This window comes from Streptococcus sp. 29887, assembly GCF_032595075.1.
Lineage (GTDB): Bacteria > Bacillota > Bacilli > Lactobacillales > Streptococcaceae > Streptococcus > Streptococcus iners.
Window position 1 is genome coordinate 378,345 of record NZ_CP118735.1, and the last position, 15,881, is coordinate 394,225.

At 41.7% G+C, this 15,881-nt stretch carries 14 protein-coding genes; all 14 read left to right on the forward strand.

The genetic code is table 11. The features are described 5' to 3' along the window. Window positions 1-42: 42 nt before the first annotated feature. Window positions 43-354, forward strand: coding sequence for a ribosome assembly RNA-binding protein YhbY (yhbY, locus tag PW252_RS01900; protein WP_004195298.1), 312 nt, complete (start codon window positions 43-45; stop codon window positions 352-354). A gap of 12 nt (window positions 355-366) precedes the next feature. After that, window positions 367-999, forward strand: a complete 633-nt coding sequence (locus PW252_RS01905; protein WP_014637492.1) for a nicotinate-nucleotide adenylyltransferase — start codon at window positions 367-369, stop codon at window positions 997-999. Continuing rightward, complete coding sequence (gene yqeK, locus PW252_RS01910) at window positions 996-1,583, forward strand: bis(5'-nucleosyl)-tetraphosphatase (symmetrical) YqeK (protein ID WP_248050202.1); 588 nt, start codon at window positions 996-998, stop codon at window positions 1,581-1,583. Before PW252_RS01905 ends, yqeK begins: the two co-directional genes overlap by 4 nt. Window position 1,584: 1 nt before the next feature. Continuing rightward, window positions 1,585-2,094, forward strand: a complete 510-nt coding sequence (locus PW252_RS01915) for a cysteine hydrolase family protein (protein WP_172017996.1) — start codon at window positions 1,585-1,587, stop codon at window positions 2,092-2,094. 1 nt (window position 2,095) lies between these two features. After that, entirely contained in the window at window positions 2,096-2,455 is a 360-nt protein-coding gene (gene rsfS / locus PW252_RS01920) for a ribosome silencing factor (protein WP_172017998.1), read from the forward strand. Between the two features lie 204 nt (window positions 2,456-2,659). Continuing rightward, entirely contained in the window at window positions 2,660-3,406 is a 747-nt protein-coding gene (locus PW252_RS01925) for a class I SAM-dependent DNA methyltransferase (RefSeq protein ID WP_024404210.1), read from the forward strand. A gap of 12 nt (window positions 3,407-3,418) precedes the next feature. Next, window positions 3,419-5,359: a hypothetical protein gene (locus PW252_RS01930; RefSeq protein ID WP_029751050.1), complete on the forward strand. Its 1,941-nt coding sequence runs from the start codon at window positions 3,419-3,421 to the stop codon at window positions 5,357-5,359. Window positions 5,360-5,402: 43 nt separating this feature from the next. Further along, window positions 5,403-6,491, forward strand: coding sequence for a nucleotidyltransferase (locus PW252_RS01935; protein WP_248050200.1), 1,089 nt, complete (start codon window positions 5,403-5,405; stop codon window positions 6,489-6,491). A gap of 78 nt (window positions 6,492-6,569) precedes the next feature. Continuing rightward, entirely contained in the window at window positions 6,570-7,298 is a 729-nt protein-coding gene (locus PW252_RS01940; RefSeq protein ID WP_248050183.1) for a MerR family transcriptional regulator, read from the forward strand. 58 nt (window positions 7,299-7,356) lie between these two features. After that, window positions 7,357-8,697 (forward strand): P-loop NTPase fold protein, encoded by a 1,341-nt coding sequence (locus PW252_RS01945; protein ID WP_248050175.1) that lies wholly within the window; start codon window positions 7,357-7,359, stop codon window positions 8,695-8,697. Between the two features lie 24 nt (window positions 8,698-8,721). Next, entirely contained in the window at window positions 8,722-9,132 is a 411-nt protein-coding gene (locus PW252_RS01950) for a peptide deformylase (protein ID WP_248050171.1), read from the forward strand. Window positions 9,133-9,754: 622 nt separating this feature from the next. Beyond that, window positions 9,755-11,854, forward strand: coding sequence for an ATP-dependent Clp protease ATP-binding subunit (locus PW252_RS01955; RefSeq protein WP_248050168.1), 2,100 nt, complete (start codon window positions 9,755-9,757; stop codon window positions 11,852-11,854). 206 nt (window positions 11,855-12,060) lie between these two features. Next, window positions 12,061-13,569 carry a 4-alpha-glucanotransferase gene (gene malQ, locus PW252_RS01960; RefSeq protein ID WP_248050167.1) on the forward strand — a complete coding sequence of 503 codons (1,509 nt, stop codon included), beginning with the start codon at window positions 12,061-12,063 and terminating at the stop codon, window positions 13,567-13,569. Then, window positions 13,562-15,826 carry a glycogen/starch/alpha-glucan family phosphorylase gene (gene glgP, locus PW252_RS01965; RefSeq protein WP_248050164.1) on the forward strand — a complete coding sequence of 755 codons (2,265 nt, stop codon included), beginning with the start codon at window positions 13,562-13,564 and terminating at the stop codon, window positions 15,824-15,826. Before malQ ends, glgP begins: the two co-directional genes overlap by 8 nt. The last annotated feature ends 55 nt before the right edge of the window (window positions 15,827-15,881 follow it).

A 15,881-nucleotide genomic window follows, 5' to 3' on the forward strand; every position in this document is an offset into this window, starting at 1 on the left:
TACATTTGTTAGCCAATAAATATAGAAACATAGGAAAAATAGATGTCATTAACTTCAAAACAACGTGCCTTTTTGAACAGTCAGGCACACAGTCTTAAACCCATCATTCAGATTGGGAAAAATGGTCTAAATGACCAGATTAAAACCAGTGTTCGTCAGGCGCTAGATGCGCGTGAATTGATCAAGGTGACCTTGCTACAAAATACGGATGAAAACATCCACGAAGTAGCTGAAATCTTGGAAGAAGAAATCGGTGTGGATACGGTCCAAAAAATCGGTCGCATCCTGATTTTATTCAAACAATCTAGCAAGAAAGAGAACCGTAAAATTTCCAAACAGGTCAAAGAAATCTAAGAAGGAGAGCCTATGGCTATTGAACTCTTAACACCCTTTACCAAGGTTGAATTAGAGGTTGAAAAGAAAGAAACCAATCGCAAACAAGTGGGGATTCTGGGAGGGAATTTCAATCCTGTCCACAATGCTCATTTGATTGTGGCAGACCAGGTCCGTCAACAGTTGAAGTTGGATGAGGTCTTGCTCATGCCAGAATTCATTCCACCTCATGTGGATAAAAAAGAAACTATTGACGAATACCATCGCTATTCCATGCTCAAGATGGCTATTGCAGGTATAGAGGGCTTGGGGATTGAAACCATTGAACTAGAACGCCGTGGTGTCAGCTATACCTACGACACCATGAAATTGCTGAAGGAAAAAAATCCTGATACGGATTATTATTTTATCATCGGTGCAGATATGGTAGACTACCTTCCAAAATGGCACAGGATTGATGAATTGGTCCAGTTGGTGCAGTTTGTTGGTGTCCAGCGTCCTCGTTATAAGGCAGGGACGTCCTATCCGGTTATCTGGGTAGATGTACCCTTGATGGACATTTCCTCCAGCATGGTGCGTAGTTTTATCAAGCAAGGACGAGTGCCGAATTTTATGGTGCCTCATGAAGTTCTGGACTATATCGAAGAAAAGGGACTTTACCAATGATTGCAACAGATTTGACATTTGACCGTCAGGCTCTTTTGGAAAAAATCCGTGCAGCCATGAAGCCAGCGCGCTTTCAACATGTCTTGGGTGTGGAAGAGGCGGCGCTTGCCTTGGCAGACCAATATGGCTGTGATCCGAAAAAAGCCAGTCTGGCAGCACTCTTGCATGATTATGCCAAGGAAGTGGAAGACCAAGTCTTTCTGGACTTGATTGCCAAGTATAATTTGGACAAGGACCTGCTTAACTGGGATAATAACATCTGGCATGGTGTAGTTGGCGCCTATAAGATCGCAGAAGATTTTGGCTTGAAAGATGAGGAGATTTTCCAAGCCATTCAACGACACACCGTTGGTGCTGGGCAGATGACCTTGCTGGACAAAGTACTCTATGTGGCGGACTACATCGAACCCAATCGGGATTTTCCTGGGGTGGACGAGGCGCGTCGTATCGCAAAAGAGTCCTTGGACAAGGCGGTAGCTTATGAAACTGCCCAGACCATTTCCTACTTGGCCAAGAAGGGGGTTCCCATTTATCCACAAACTTTGGAAACTTATAATGCTTATGTCGGAGAGTTAAGAAGGTAAGATGAAGTCAGCACTATTAGTCATTGATATTCAGAATTTGGTAGTGGAGGGTAAGCCATTTGCTATTGAAGAAAGGCTCCAGCTTTGGCAAGATAGTCTTGCACTGGTTCGACAATCAGGGATTGAGGTTATCTATATTCGCCATCACGATCAAGAATTGGTCAAAGATACGCCTGATTGGGAAATTCATCCTTTGGTTGCACCCTTAGAAAATGAAATGATTTTCGATAAAACTTTCAATAGTGCTTTCAAAGAGACGGGGCTTCATTCTTACTTGCAAAAACAAAAGATAAACAAGCTCATCATTATGGGGATGGCAACCAATTTTTGTGTTGATACGACGGTCAAGGTTGCCTTTGAGTACGGCTATCAACTCGCAATTATAAAGGATGGAACAACGACAGGTTATACAGGAAAAATGGATGCCAAAGACTTGATTGACCACTACCAAAACATCTGGTCATGGAATTTTGCCCAGGTAGATACATTAGAAAATATTTTAAGAGGATAAAATGAAAGAACTAGATTTAGTAAAAGTTGTAGTCCAGGCTGCTGATGACAAGCGAGCTGAAGACCTTGTTGTGGTTGATGTTCAGGGTGTGACTAGCTTGACAGATTATTTTGTAATTGTCAGTTCAATGAATAGTCGCCAGTTGGATGCTATTGCGGAAAATATCCGTGAAAAGGTTGCAGAAGCCGGTATTAAAGGTGGCCGTGTCGAAGGTGATAGCACTGGTGGCTGGGTCCTTTTGGATCTCGGTAGTGTTGTGGTGCATATTTTTTCTGAAGAAATGCGAGACCTCTACAATCTTGAAAAATTATGGCACGAAGGTAGCTTCTTGGAAGTCGCAGACTTTTTAGACGAGGAATAAGGAGACAGTTTGGTGGATACGAAAAGTCCTGTGGGCTATTCGGATCTGACCTAAAATAAAGTAAGGAAGCGTTCCAGCTGGTCACCCTGAAACTCGAAAGTGACCATAGAGAGTTTAAGTTTGTTTGAGTAGAAGTGATGGACTTCTTGAAAACTGAGTAAGTTAATGAAGCAGTCGATTGGCTGCTTTTTATGAAAGGAAAATATGGCAACTTATGAAACATTTGCGGCGGTCTATGATGAAATCATGGATGACAGCTTGTATGATAAATGGACAGATTTTAGCTTGCGGAACTTGCCACAAGACACCAAGACAATTTTAGAATTGGCCTGTGGGACAGGGATTCAGGCTGTACGTTTTGCTCAAAAGGGTTATGAGGTGACAGGGCTTGATCTGTCCTATGAAATGTTGGAATTGGCTCAGAAAAAAGCAGAAGCTGCTGGTGTCATGATGGAACTGGCCCAAGCAGATATGATGGCTCTGGAAGGTGTTGGAGATTTTGATGCGGTGACCTGTTACTCGGACAGTCTGTGCTATATGGCAGACCGAGAAGCCGTTTTGCGGGTATTTGAAGGCGTTCATTCTGTTCTCAATCAAGGTGGTACTTTCCTTTTTGACGTTCACTCCATCTATCAAATGGAGGAAGTATTTGCAGGCTACAGCTACCATGAAAACTACGAGGATTTTGCCTTTGTCTGGGATACCTATGAAGGTGAGCATGAGCATTCGATTGTTCATGAATTGACCTTCTTTGTCAAAGATGAGGACAGTCAAGAGGAGCGGTTTATTCGTCGGGATGAAGTTCATGAAGAGCGGACCTATCCGATTGAAACCTATATGGAATTATTGAAAGAAGCTGGCTTTACCTCTGTGGAAGTCTTTGCGGACTTTGAAAATCAAGCTCCGACAGAAACTAGCCAGCGGTGGTTTTTCAAGTGTAAGAAGAAATAGGTGGTATTGGATATGAATGTAGCTATCATTATCTTGGTTGCAATATTTGTTATTCTTTTATTGTTATTATTAGTTTATGTAGCTTTGTTTCAAATATGGTTAAAATCAAGTCGTCAAATACATGAATACGATGAAGATATTATTCGTGATTATTTATGCAAATTAGCCGAGTCTTTTGAATATTCTAGTACGCAGATTCCCTACGGTCGGGCTAGATGGTTTATATTGGGGAGCAAAGATTTTGTTTGTACAGTTAATGACGTAGAGAATTTGGAGATTTTTGGCTATAGTCCTATTAGGAGCAAAATTGACGAGGAGTTTTTGGAATATGGTTTGTTGTTAACCCAGGATGGATTTTATTTTAGAGAACAAATCGAAAATAGCAATAATGATGCTGATGTTAAGTATAAAATTAGCAAAAAGTTTTTCCCTTTAAAAGGTTTATGGAAGATTACTTGTAAGGGTAAAAAAATTCTACTTTTTTATCCTAATAAGATTGAGAGACTAAATTTTCAATTTGATGACGCTCAACAAAAAAATATAGTTGCAAATTTAAACTCAATTATCAAAACAGGTTATACGGCAGATTTACATGAAAACTATTTAGAAAAAGTTATTGATCGTTTGCAAAAAAATGATTTTCATACAGAGAATTTTCAAAATGGAGCTAAAATAGGATCAATTATAGGTTTAAATATGATGCTAGGTTTTCATTTGAAAGATATTCAATTTAATGCTATTGCAAAAGCTCCTCAAGGACATGGGCATGCAGCTGAATATGCTAATAATGTAATAGACAAGATAAAGTATCCTTTCCAAAAAGTAGAGCAAGTAGGGAGAGATAATGTTAAAAATGGGGCAGATAGAATTGTTGGAAATCAAAAAATTCAAACAAAATACTATGCAAAAGCTAGTGGAACGATAAATGCAGCATTTGATAAGGCTAATGGAGGAGAATACCGTTATAAGGGGATGCAGTTAGAAGTTCCTAAAGACCAGTATAATGAATCAATTCAACTCATGAAGAAAAAAATAAAAGCTGGAAAAGTTCCGGGTCATAGTGAGCCTGATGATGCCTATCTGATTATTAGAAAAGGGAATGTTACTTATAATGAGGCAAAACTGGTTGCCAAGGGCGGAAATATTGTTTCATTAAAATATGATGCCATTGATGGAGCTATTCAATCTATTCCAGCTGCAGGAATAAGCTTTGTCCTTGTTTTTGCAATGGAAAAATGGGCTGGAAAAGATACTGAAGAAGCTGCAAAATCAGCAATCTATTCTGGAGTAAAAACGATATTGTTGGGCGCAGCTATATACACAGCTTCTCAACAAATTGGAAAAATTCTTACTAAAAAAATCGCTGATCAAACAGTTAAGAATGTCGCAGCCAATACTGTTGCTAGACAAGCAGCAGGAGTTATTTCATTCGGAATTACTGTAGGTCCGGACGTATTTGATCTACTGCAAGGTAGAATATCTAGCCAACAATTATTAAAAAATAGCCTAGTAGCAGGAACAGGCTTACTAGGTGGAGTTGCAGGTGGTGCGGTTGCTGGAGCATTTTTAGGTCCAGTTGGATCATTTGTAGGTGCAGTAGCTGGTGGAACATTGGCTGCTGTTGGTTCTAAGGTTGTTTTAGACAACTATATAGAAGATGACAGAATTGAGATGTTTGCAATTCTAAAAGAAGAATTTATTGATATTGTTATGGCTATGGCGCTTTCAGAAGAAGAGTTTAAAGAAATTCAAAATAATATCTTCGATAAGAAATTAGGAGAACGACTTAAAGACATGTTCCAGAAAAAGCAATCTGTTAAAAATAGGATGTTTACTAGAGAGTCAATAATTGAACGAGAGGTTGAAAGAGTTATCTCAAAACGCACGGTTTTAGCAGAAGAGGATATACTTGAAGCAGTACAGATTGCAGAAAAAGAGTTTGCTGTAATTTAGGTATTAGGTTGTAGATGGTTGAATAAAATCTAGGAGGTAGGGCATGATTTCAGGGATAATAGCAGAATACAATCCCTTTCATACGGGGCATAAATACCTGCTGGAACAGGCGGAAGGCTTGAAAATCGTGGTTATGTCTGGTAATTTTATGCAACGGGGTGAGCCAGCCATTGTGGATAAGTGGACACGGGCTCAGATGGCTTTGGAACACGGGGCAGATCTTGTTGTTGAGATGCCCTTTTTAGTGTCGGTCCAGTCGGCTGACCATTTTGCCAAGGGAGCAATCAGCATTTTACACAGGCTAGGTGTGGAAAAACTGGTTTTCGGTACGGAAGAAATGCTGGATTACCAGAAAATCGCGGATATTTATGTGGATAAGTCGGAAGAGATGGAAAATTTTGTGAAAAACTTGCCTGACCATCTTTCTTATCCACAGAAGACCCAGGCTATGTGGCAGGAATTTGCGGGTCTAACCTTCACAGGTGACACGCCCAATCATATTCTGGCTCTGGCTTACGCCAAGGCGGTGGCTGGAACAGGCATTCAGCTCAGCCCTGTTCAGCGGCAGGGGGCTGGGTTTCACTCGGAAGAGGTGGAAACGTCCTACGCCTCGGCGACAGCTATCCGCAAGGGTGCTGACCAGCTGGACTTGGTGCGTGACTTTTTACCGTCTGCTAGTCTCTTTGAAGAGGCGACCAAGGTAAGCTGGAGAAACTATTTTCCTCTGCTCCGCTACCAGATTGCGACCCACCCAGATCTCAGTCAGGTCTTTCAGGTCAACGAAGAACTAGCTAGTCGTATCCGCTCTGCTATTGGGAGCGTAGCGACCGTGGAGGAGTTAGTGGAAACTGTTGCGACCAAACGCTACACCAAGGCGCGGGTGCGGCGGGTGCTGACCTACATCCTGGTCAATGCGGTGGAAAGTCCCTTGCCAGAAGCGGTCCATGTCCTAGGCTTTTCAACTCGAGGCCAGGCCTATCTCAAGACCGTCAAGGAGCGGGTGGGATTAGTGACGCGGATCGGCAAAGAGCCCTGGGACAGCCTGACCCAGCAGGCGGATTTGGTCTATCAACTGGGCGCTGACGCAATGGCAGAGCAGACCTATGGGCGCGTGCCGGTGAGGGTGGAGTGAGATGAGGGAAAAAATTTTATAAAGTTCTTGACCCTCACCCTACGTTATCCCTTATACTGTCATAGAGAGGAGGTTTCCATGTCAGAAAAATGGACGGTAAAGCAAGTCAGTCAGTTGACAGGATTGACGGTGCGGACCTTGCATCACTATGACCAGATTGGTTTGCTCAAACCAGCATTTGTGGCTGAAAATGGTTATCGCTACTATAATCAGGAGAATTTGGCTCGTCTGCAAGAAATTCTCTTATTTCGTGAGTTGGATTTTCCTCTCAAAGATATTCAGCAGCTTCTGGACGTGAAGGAAGTCAATCGTCAGCAGGTCTTTCGGGACCATATTACCCTTTTAGAGCTCAAAAGGGAACGGCTGGACCGCATCATCAATCACGCCAGATTGCTTACAGAAAAAGGAGGAGAAGTCATGGATTTTCACGCATTTGACAGCAGTCAACTAGAAGCCTACAAGGCGGAGGCCAAGGAGCGGTGGGGACAGACTGCGGCCTATGCTGAGTTTGAAGAAGGTTACGATGCCAGTAAGGACCGAGTGTTTGCCCGAGAGATGCAGAGTATTTTTGAAGCTTTTGGAAAAATGCAGAGCTTGGAAGCAAGTCATCCAGATGTACAGGCTCAGGTGGTCAACCTGCAGGCTTATATCACAGAAAACTTCTACCCCTGCACCAAGGAAATCTTGCAGGGGCTAGGTATTATGTACGTTGACGATGAACGATTTACAGTCAATATCGACCGAGCAGGTGGACCAGGAACAGCCAGTTTTGTTAGTCAAGCTATTGCGATTTATTGCCAAGAATAAATAAGGAAAGTCTAGTGAGAACTAGGCTTTTTTGCTATACTAAAATGAGGAGGAAGTTATGAAAGAAAAAATTTGTAAAAAGTTAAAAGAACTCGCCAAAAAGTCTGTACGACGAGTAGATTGGAGCGGAGAGAGATGGTTTGTCCGAAGATACAAGCAAGGTTTAGCTTTGGCGTGGATTGTCTATTTTCTTTTGCGAGAAGAGTTGGTGAAGGAAATTCTTAAACCTGTTAGTAACTATTTAATGAATTTTTCCTGGATACAATGGCCTTATGTGAATAGATTGACTATTTTGTTAGTATCCACCTTTCTGCTGATTCTAGCGAAGATTATTTTGAGCATCTTGCGACGGTATAACTTTATTCGTTATTCATTATTAGATGAAGATGCATACCCTGAATATAGTTTCTCCTTCCAAGAGGACTTGGTTTCTTTTTTGAATCGAAAGGAAGAGCTGGGAAGAAATATATTTTGGATAAATGGTGCATGGGGGAGCGGGAAAACCCACTTTATTCGGACTTTCTTTGAAAATCAACTCTACAAACCGTGTGAAATTTACTACATTTCCTGTTTTGGTATTCGGACAAGGGAACAGGCCGAGAGGGTTTTGATTGAAGAGATTGAGCAACATTCGACCTTTGGTAGTTTAGACCATATTCCTGTTGTCAGTAGTCTAGTCAAATGGTCTTATAAAATTCTGGGTTTAGATTTGATGAAAAAACATTCTCTTGTTATTTTCGACGATTTGGAACGTGTTACTTATAGTGAAAACCAAAAAGATAATCCCGAAGATTATAACGATCTGCTTGGATTCATAGATCACCTGGCCAACCACCGCAATCAAAAAGTACTTGTCTTGATGAATAAGGAAGATATGGAGAATACTTATCAACAGATTGTTGAAGAGAAATTTAAACCGGTTGTGACAACTATTCCGAGTCAGGAAAGGATTATTGAGCTCTTATCTAAAAAATATAGTGATGAATGGTTTATTCAAAATTTTATCTTTAATCTATTCATGTTTCGTTGTAAGAGAGGACTGATAAATTTAAGAGAAATACCTCAGTTAGTTAAAAGCTTAGAAGGGATAAATTTTAAAGTAGAGTTTGAGTATATAGAAAAAGAGCAGGAGAAAATTCTCGAAATTTTGAATAGTTTTGAGGATTTACAAAAAGCGTTAGAAGGTGTTTTCGAACTTATAGAAGATACTAATATAATAGCATTAGATGTTTTTATAGAAGCGCTTGTTGGATTACTCGATGGTTTTCAAAGTGGGAATGAGGATTATTTCAAAAGTGCACTCGAGGTAATTTATCTGATTGAATTTTTAAAATTTTGCAAAGATGAATTTACTTCTCTAAGATTTGATTCAACAGAAAAGAAATTTATTTTCTACTAACATAATACTATAAGGAGACACCCCATGATTCAACCTATTATGAAAGATATTTTCTTCCTGCAGCAGAAGTCTGAACCTGCGACGCAACTGGATTTACAAGTCGGTCAGGATTTGCAGGACACCCTAACAGCCAACGCTCACGCCTGCGTGGGCATGGCGGCCAACATGATTGGCGTCAAAAAGCGGATTATCATCGTCAACATGGGTTTTACCAACCTGGTCATGTATAATCCCGTCCTCATCAGCAAGGCCAAGCCCTATCAGACCGAGGAGGGCTGTCTATCGTTGGAAGGTACCCGTCCGATCACTCGTTATCAGGAGATTGAAGTGGAGTTTTTGGATGCTTCTTGGAAAAAGCAGAGCCTAAAGCTGACAGACTTCCAAGCCCAGATTGTTCAGCATGAACTGGATCATTTGGAAGGGATTATCATCTAAATCTACCGTCAGGTAGATTTTTTTATAGTCATTTGAATTAACTTTGATACATCGTCACTTTTGCCTTGCCATACTTTAGTATAGCCTGCGCCTCAGTTCCTTGTCTGAAAGCTAATTCATTCGACTATAAAAAGTCAAAAAAGGTCAAACAAAATCATTGACTTTTACTGACCAATGGTGTAGAATAAGATTCGTAAGGTAAAGGACCTTACGATTTCTTTAACCAAAAGGTCAGTTTAGGTCAAACGCAAAAGTTTGACTGACATATTGAACAATTGGTCAGTAAAGGACAAACTTCTAAGGAGGTTGCTATGAAAGACAGGATTATACCCTATTAGCGTCATTTAGTTTATCTTTTATTACTGCGTTAACTCGCTTTGCCGTACTTTACGAATGTTACTTACTATCGTAAGCGCGATTTCCAAGCTTTAATAATTCGCTGGACTATTGAAGCTACCTGCAGCTTTTGATGCGAACTTTGTTCGCTCTATTTCCCCCTCCAAAGGTTCCCCAAACCTTTAGAGCTAGTACTAAAAGCAAACTAAAAGACTAAATCAATTTTTTTAAAAATAAAGGTCAGTAAAAGTCAAAAGAAATAGAATTTATAAACGAGGTATAAACGATGAACAACAATTTCAATAACTTTAACAATATGGACGATATTTTCAATCAACTCATGGGCAATATGGGTGGCTACAGCACAGAACGTCGCCGTTATTCTATCAATGGGCGTGAAGTGACCCCAGAGGAATTTGCCCTTTACCGTCAGACTGGTCGCCTGCCACAGACAGAAGAAGTGGCTCAAGCACAGGCTAAAGGTCAGATAAAGTCAGACGGAATTCTGGCAAAACTTGGTCGCAATTTGACCAAAGATGCGCGTGAAGGTAAGCTGGATCCTGTTATTGGAAGAAACAAGGAAATCCAAGAAACCTCTGAAATCCTAGCTCGTCGTACGAAAAATAATCCTGTTCTGGTCGGTGATGCAGGTGTTGGTAAAACAGCGGTAGTAGAAGGTTTGGCTCAAGCCATTGTCAATGGTGATGTGCCAGCAGCCATTAAGAACAAGGAAATCATTTCCATCGACATTTCAGGTTTGGAAGCTGGGACTCAGTATCGTGGAGCTTTTGAGGAAAATGTGCAAAATCTTGTGGATGAAGTCAAAAAAGCAGGAAATATCATTCTATTCTTTGATGAAATTCATCAGATTTTGGGAGCTGGTAGTACTGGTGGAGACTCCGGTTCCAAGGGCTTAGCGGATATTCTCAAACCAGCTTTATCCCGTGGGGAATTGACGGTTATCGGTGCCACTACACAGGACGAATACCGCAATACCATTCACAAGAACGCCGCTCTGGCCCGTCGTTTTAATGAAGTCAAGGTCAATGCTCCGTCCGCAGAAGACACCTACCAGATTTTGAAAGGGATTAAGCCGCTTTATGAAGCCCACCACAATATTGCCTTGCCAGATGAGGTTTTGAGAGCTGCGGTTGATTATTCCGTCCAATATATTCCACAACGTAGCTTGCCTGATAAGGCTATTGACCTGGTCGATGTGACTGCTGCACACTTGGCTGCACAACATCCTGTGACAGATATTCAGACCTTGGAAGCAGAAATGGCTGAGGCAAAACAGTTGCAGTTGGAAGCAGCTGAGAAAGAGGATTATGAAAAAGCCTTGAATGAAAAAGTCCGTATTGATAAGCTACAAAAACAGATTGACACTCATACAGAGCAACAGAAAGTGGTAGCGACTGTTAATGATGTGGCTCAGGCGGTTGAGCGGATGACAGGAATTCCAGTCTCACAAATGGGAGCTTCTGATATTGAACGACTCAAGGAATTGAAAAATCGTCTGGCAGCTAATGTTATCGGTCAAGACGATGCGGTGGAAGCTGTATCTCGTGCCATTCGTCGGAATCGTGCAGGTTTTGATGACGGAAACCGTCCGATTGGTTCCTTCCTCTTTGTCGGTCCGACAGGTGTGGGTAAGACAGAGTTGGCAAAACAGTTAGCGCTAGACTTGTTTGGTAACAAGGATGCCATTATTCGTTTGGACATGTCTGAATACAGCGATAGGACAGCCGTTTCCAAGCTGATTGGGACCACGGCAGGTTATGTGGGCTACGACGACAATTCCCATACTCTTACCGAACGTGTCCGCCGCAATCCTTACTCCATTGTCCTCTTGGATGAGATTGAAAAGGCAGACCCACAAGTGATTACCCTCCTCTTGCAAGTGCTAGATGACGGGCATTTGACTGATGGACAGGGCAACCAAGTTAATTTTAAAAATACCATTATTATCGCGACTTCTAATGCTGGTTTTGGTTATGGAATGGCAGAAGGTGAAGAAGAGCAAGATATCATGGACCGTATTGCACCATTCTTCCGTCCGGAATTTCTCAACCGTTTCAACGCAGTTATCGAATTCAAACACTTGGGCAAAGCAGACCTCAAGGCAATTGTAGATTTGATGTTAGCCCAGGTCAATAAGACCCTAGCTAAAAAAGGTATTCACTTAGAAGTGACTGAGGCAGCCAAAGAGTTCTTGATGGAAGAAGGCTATGATCAGGCTATGGGAGCTCGTCCATTGCGCCGTGTGATTGAAAATCAGATTCGAGACAAGGTAACGGATTACTATCTGGATCACCTAGATGTGACAAACTTGTTGGCTGATGTAGTAGAAAATGAGATTCAAATCAGCGAGCAAACCTTTTCATAAAATAATCGAATAATAATGAAATTCTGGGTTAAAATACTCAGAATTTCTGTTTTTGTTTAACGGTCACAAGAGCAGTAGAATACGTATTTATGGGAGATTTTGAGTGGTTTTACGTAAAAGTTTTTAAAAATCTTGTATAATTCCTTGACAAGTGCAAACGTTTGCGTTAAACTATCATTGTACTTGAAAGAAAGGAAAACGTTTTTATGGCGAATCGTACCAGTGGAATTTTAATGCATATCACCTCACTTCCAGGCAAGTTTGGTATCGGTACTTTTGGAAAACCTGCCTATGATTTTGTGGATTTCTTGGTTGAAACCAAGCAGACCTACTGGCAGCTTCTTCCTCTCACAACGACCAGTTATGGGGATTCTCCCTACCAATCATTTTCAGCTATCGCTGGAAATACCCACCTAATTGATTTTGATTTATTGGCAGAAGAAGATTTATTGGCCAACTTTGATTACCAAGATGTGAACTTTGGGGACAATCCAGAAAAAGTGGACTACGCTTTGATTTACGAAGCACGTCGTCCAATCTTGGAAAGAGCTGTTAAAAATTTCTTGACTGATGACAAGCGTAAAGTAGCCTTTCAAGAGTTTGAAAAAGCTAATTCATCATGGCTAAATGACTATGCAGAGTTCATGGCCATTAAAGAACATTTTGGCAACAAGGCCCTACAAGAATGGGATGACAAGAAAGTGGTTGCTCGAAATGAAGAAGCCCTTGAAAAATACCGCTTGGAATTGGCGGACCAAATTGATTACTTTAAAGTAACGCAGTATTTCTTCTTTAGCCAGTGGAAGCAGTTGAAGGCTTACGCCAATAAGCACCATATCCAAATTATCGGAGATATGCCTATTTACGTATCGGCAGATAGTGTGGAAGTTTGGACCAAGCCACAGCTCTTCAAGCTTGATAGCGAACGCAAGCCACTTTATGTGGCAGGCGTACCAGCGGATAACTTCTCTGCGGACGGTCAGCTCTGGGGTAACCCACTTTATGATTGGGAACAACATGAAAAGACTGGCTACAACTGGTGGATTTACCGTATTCACGAGAGCTTCAAGATCTACGATGTCTTGAGAATTGACCACTTCAAAGGCTTTTCTGACTACTGGCAGGTAGCTGGAGATGCTAAAGTTGCCAAGGTTGGCACTTGGGAGCCAGGCCCAGGTTACAATCTCTTCAAGGCGGTCAAAGAAACCCTTGGTGACCTGCCGATTATTGCGGAGGACCTTGGGAATATCGATGCTAAGGCACGTAAACTTCTGGCAGATTGCGGCTACCCAGGTATGAAAATCCTGGAATTTGGCTTCTTCGATGTGACGGGGGAGAGCATTGACATCCCACACCGTTGTGTGCCAAATTCGATTGCCTATACAGGTACCCATGATAATGAGGTGGTTAATGGCTGGTATAACAATCTAGAGCCTGAACAACAGGAATTTGTAGATGCCTATACCAACAGAAAACCGATTGAGCCAGTTACTCAAGCCATGCTTAGAACACTGTTTGCAACGGTCAGCGATACAGCTATTGCGACCATGCAAGATGTTCTGGACTTGGGTGAAGACAGCCGTATGAACATGCCTTCAACTGTTGGAGGCAACTGGGAATGGCGGATGAAAGCCGAAGATTTAACCCAGGACCGCATAGACTTCTTAGTCAAAATGACTACACTATATCAACGAGGAAATGAAAAACATGATTAACTTTACAACATTTGCAGAAAGCAAGGCCAACAAGAAATTAGCAGATATGACCAACGAAGAAATCTATCTTCAGTTGCTCAACTATGTCAAACTATCAGCGGCAGATATGCCAAAAAACACAGGTAAACGCAAGGTTTACTATATCTCAGCAGAGTTCCTTATCGGTAAACTCTTGTCAAACAACTTGATCAACTTGGGTGTTTACAAGGACATTCAAGCAGAATTAGTAGCAGCTGGCAAGTCTTTGGCACAGGTTGAAGACGTGGAACCAGAACCATCACTTGGTAACGGTGGTCTTGGCCGTTTGGCATCTTGCTTTGTGGATTCTATGTCAACACTTGGCATCAACGGTGAGGGTGTTGGTCTTAACTACCACTGTGGTCTCTTCAAGCAAGTCTTCAAGGACAACCAACAAGATGCAGAGCCAAACTTCTGGATTGAAAATGATTCTTGGTTGATTCCAACGACAATCAGCTACGATGTTCCATTCAAAAACTTCACATTAACATCTAAATTGGACCGTTTGGACATCCTTGGTTACAAGAAAAACACTAAAAACTACCTCAACTTGTTTGATATCCAGTCTGTTAACTACGGCTTGATTGAAAATGGCATTTCATTTGACAAGACGGCTATCCAAGAAAACTTGACCCTCTTCTTGTACCCAGATGATTCAGACAAGAACGGTGAATTGCTCCGCATTTACCAACAATACTTCATGGTGTCAAATGCTGCCCAGCTCTTGATTGATGAAGCGATTGACCGTGGCTCAAATGTGCGTGACTTGGCAGACTATGCCTATGTTCAAATCAACGATACCCACCCTTCACTTGTTATTCCAGAATTGATTCGTCTATTGACTGAAAAACACGGCTTGGAATTTGCAGAAGCAGTTGGCATCGTTAAGAACATGACTGGTTACACCAACCACACCATCTTGGCAGAAGCCCTTGAAAAATGGCCATTGTCATTCTTGGAAGAAGTAGTGCCTCACTTGGTAGGCATCATCAAGGAATTGGATGCCTTGGTAGCTAAGGAAGTAGCTGATATTGCTCTTCACATCATCGACGAGTCTGGTCGTGTGCACATGGCTCACATGGATATCCACTTCTCAAACTCTGTCAACGGGGTTGCGGCTCTCCACACTGAAATCTTGAAAAACTCTGAGTTGAAAGGCTTCTACGAGCTTTACCCAGAGAAATTCAATAACAAGACAAACGGTATCACCTTCCGTCGTTGGTTGGAATTTGCTAACCAAGACCTTGCTGATTACATCAAGGAATTGATTGGTGATGAATACTTGACAGATGCGACCAAGTTGGAGAAATTGCTTGCTTTTGCAGATGACAAGGAAGTTCATGCTAAATTGGCTGAAATCAAACACAACAATAAATTGGCTCTTAAACGTTACCTCAAAGACAACAAGGGTATCGAATTGGACGAAAACTCTATTATCGATACACAAATCAAACGTTTCCACGAGTACAAACGCCAACAAATGAACGCCTTGTATGTCATCCACAAGTATCTTGAAATCAAGAACGGCAACCTGCCAAAACGTAAAATCACCGTTATCTTCGGTGGTAAGGCAGCTCCAGCTTACGTGATTGCCCAAGACATCATCCACTTGATTCTCTGCTTGTCTGAGTTGATCAACAATGACCCAGAAGTCAGCAAGTACCTCAACGTTCACTTGGTGGAAAACTACAACGTTACCGTTGCTGAAAAACTCATCCCTGCGACAGACATTTCTGAGCAAATCTCATTGGCTTCTAAAGAAGCATCAGGTACTGGTAACATGAAATTCATGCTCAACGGTGCTTTGACGCTTGGTACCATGGACGGTGCCAACGTGGAGATTGCAGAGTTGGCTGGTATGGACAACATCTACACATTTGGTAAGGATTCAGATACCATTATCGACTTGTACGACAAGGCTGGTTACGTATCTGCAGACTACTACAATGGCGATGCCAATATCAAACGTGCAGTTGACTTTATCGTCAGCGATGAAGTGCTTGCACTTGGGAATGAAGAACGCCTTGGTCGCTTACATCATGAATTGATCTCTAAAGACTGGTTCATGACCTTGATTGACTTGGCTGAGTACATTGAAGTCAAGGAGCAAGTCTTTGCAGACTACGAAGATCAAGAATCTTGGAACAGAAAAGTTGTTCACAATATCGCCAAAGCAGGATTCTTCTCATCTGACCGTACAATCGAGCAGTACAACCAAGACATCTGGCACAGTAACTAATCCAAAACAAAAGAATGTTTCCGAGTGGGAACATTCTTTTTTGGTATGTTTAATT

What these genes read in the sequence shown, in the direction of transcription:
- PW252_RS01955 (WP_248050168.1), top strand. Translation starts at nt 9,755, where the DNA reads ATGAACAACAATTTCAATAACTTTAACAATATGGACGATATTTTCAAT.
- PW252_RS01935 (WP_248050200.1), top strand. Translation starts at nt 5,403, where the DNA reads ATGATTTCAGGGATAATAGCAGAATACAATCCCTTTCATACGGGGCAT.
- PW252_RS01950 (WP_248050171.1), top strand. Translation starts at nt 8,722, where the DNA reads ATGATTCAACCTATTATGAAAGATATTTTCTTCCTGCAGCAGAAGTCT.
- malQ (WP_248050167.1), top strand. Translation starts at nt 12,061, where the DNA reads ATGGCGAATCGTACCAGTGGAATTTTAATGCATATCACCTCACTTCCA.
- yqeK (WP_248050202.1), top strand. Translation starts at nt 996, where the DNA reads ATGATTGCAACAGATTTGACATTTGACCGTCAGGCTCTTTTGGAAAAA.
- PW252_RS01940 (WP_248050183.1), top strand. Translation starts at nt 6,570, where the DNA reads ATGTCAGAAAAATGGACGGTAAAGCAAGTCAGTCAGTTGACAGGATTG.
- PW252_RS01905 (WP_014637492.1), top strand. Translation starts at nt 367, where the DNA reads ATGGCTATTGAACTCTTAACACCCTTTACCAAGGTTGAATTAGAGGTT.
- glgP (WP_248050164.1), top strand. Translation starts at nt 13,562, where the DNA reads ATGATTAACTTTACAACATTTGCAGAAAGCAAGGCCAACAAGAAATTA.
- PW252_RS01945 (WP_248050175.1), top strand. Translation starts at nt 7,357, where the DNA reads ATGAAAGAAAAAATTTGTAAAAAGTTAAAAGAACTCGCCAAAAAGTCT.
- rsfS (WP_172017998.1), top strand. Translation starts at nt 2,096, where the DNA reads ATGAAAGAACTAGATTTAGTAAAAGTTGTAGTCCAGGCTGCTGATGAC.
- yhbY (WP_004195298.1), top strand. Translation starts at nt 43, where the DNA reads ATGTCATTAACTTCAAAACAACGTGCCTTTTTGAACAGTCAGGCACAC.
- PW252_RS01930 (WP_029751050.1), top strand. Translation starts at nt 3,419, where the DNA reads ATGAATGTAGCTATCATTATCTTGGTTGCAATATTTGTTATTCTTTTA.
- PW252_RS01925 (WP_024404210.1), top strand. Translation starts at nt 2,660, where the DNA reads ATGGCAACTTATGAAACATTTGCGGCGGTCTATGATGAAATCATGGAT.
- PW252_RS01915 (WP_172017996.1), top strand. Translation starts at nt 1,585, where the DNA reads ATGAAGTCAGCACTATTAGTCATTGATATTCAGAATTTGGTAGTGGAG.